Below are 1,726 nucleotides of genomic sequence, written 5' to 3' on the forward strand. Positions count from 1 at the left end.
TCACGTGCAGAAGCAAAAACTAATTTGTTATTTAGAATTGTACTTCCGTAATCTGATTGTCCAGAATTAATACCGGCATCCAATATTTCGAATCTTCCTGAATTTGCCTTAATCTGTTCCAGATAGTTTTTATTATTCTCAAATAAAACTCCTCTGGAATCCGTTTTAACTTTTGCATTAAAAGCTTCAAGCATTTTATCTGATTTAGTATAATCACCAGTAGATTTAAGAGTCTGGGCATATCTGTAATAATATTCAGGTTCTTGCTGATCGTTTAAAGCAAATAAGGCATCATACCACTTTACAGCTTTGGTCAGTTCTGCATTAAAATAGTAAGCGTTCCCTAATCTCTGAAACATTTTCTCATCCTTGTAGCCGCTTTCTGCTACTTTTTCATAAATAGCAATAGCATCTATATAAGCGTATTGATTGTACTCTTTCTCGGCTTTATTTAATACAGTCTTTTGCGCCATTCCGGTAAAAGAAACAGAGGACAAAAAAGCAATATAAATTATTTTTTTTATTTTCATAATTAGAAAAATCTTGGTGAAGTTATTCGTCCATATTTATTTAAGAATTCAAAACGCAGGAATATCTCGTGCGATCCCGAATTATAATTTACTAATTTGGTAGTTTCGAGATCGTAAGCATAACCCAAATATAAACTATCAGTGATTTGAAATCCAGCCAATGCACTCACAGAGGCACTCCATCTATAAGCAACCCCAATCACAAATTTGTCGTTAAACATAAAGTTAGCAGATGCGTCTACTTGTAATGGTGAACCTTCAACCATTTTGGTTAATAAAGCCGGTTTGAATTTTATCGTTTCATAACGATCTAAATCGAATACATAACCTGCGATAAAATAATAGTTGATTCTGTCTTTATAGATCGCAACCTCATTGTCATCATAACGATTGGTCTGAATGAAATTTGGTACTGATAAACCTACATAAGCCTTATCGGTATGCCAGTAAACACCAGCTCCGATATTAGGTGAAAATTTATTTTTAAAATCCTGAAATTGCGGATCTCCCTGATCTTCCGGTGTCAACTTTGTAGGATCCAGCTTAAATAAATTTGCTGATCCCTTTATACCAAAAGAAAGTTTAGCATTTGCCGATGTTGGTATCGAATACGAAAAATCAGCCGATAAGTTGTTCTCATTTGTAGGGCCAATTTTATCATTTATTAATGAAATTCCAAGGCCTACATTATTACCTACTGGTGTATTTACCGAAAAACTACTTGTCTCCGGTGCTCCATCTAACCCTACCCATTGCGTACGATACAATCCGAAAACACTCATGACTCCTCTAGAACCAGCATAAGCAGGATTGATATTAATGGTGTTATACATGTATTGTGTAAACTGCGCATCTTGCTGAGCAAAACCTGCAACCGAACAAAACAATAAAACTAAAACTAATTTTCTCATTTATTTTATTTTTAAATAATGGCTTAGCTGTTCACTAAGCCATTTAATTTGTATAGTGTATTACTTGGTAAGGTATAAATAACCTGCTTTTTGCTGTGTCTTAGATTGCTTATCTTTATATCTAATGATATAATAATAGGTCCCTTCAGGTAATCCATTTGAGTCTTTAATAGTAACACGCCCTTCTGATATACCTCTAAAAGCAATGTCGTTATTATTATAATGATCTCTTTCGAATACTAAAACTCCCCAACGGTTATAAATCTCAACTGTATTATCAGGATA

Annotated in this window: 3 protein-coding genes; all 3 read right to left on the reverse strand. The window is 33.8% G+C overall.

Annotation, left to right across the window (positions count from 1 at the left end):
• Positions 1-530: tetratricopeptide repeat protein (locus J2W48_RS22990; protein ID WP_409025193.1), on the reverse strand; the 530-nt coding region annotated here is incomplete at its 3' end.
• A 2-nt stretch (positions 531-532) separates the two neighbouring features.
• Positions 533-1,441, reverse strand: a complete 909-nt coding sequence (locus tag J2W48_RS22995) for a PorP/SprF family type IX secretion system membrane protein (RefSeq protein ID WP_310284538.1) — start codon at positions 1,439-1,441, stop codon at positions 533-535.
• Between the two features lie 60 nt (positions 1,442-1,501).
• The coding region (locus J2W48_RS23000; RefSeq protein WP_310284539.1) for a T9SS type B sorting domain-containing protein at positions 1,502-1,726 on the reverse strand (225 nt) is incomplete at its 5' end.

This window comes from Flavobacterium piscis (genome assembly GCF_031457575.1).
In the GTDB taxonomy this organism is placed as follows: domain Bacteria; phylum Bacteroidota; class Bacteroidia; order Flavobacteriales; family Flavobacteriaceae; genus Flavobacterium; species Flavobacterium piscis_A.

What these genes read in the sequence shown, in the direction of transcription:
- J2W48_RS22995 (WP_310284538.1), bottom strand. Translation starts at nt 1,441, where the DNA reads ATGAGAAAATTAGTTTTAGTTTTATTGTTTTGTTCGGTTGCAGGTTTT.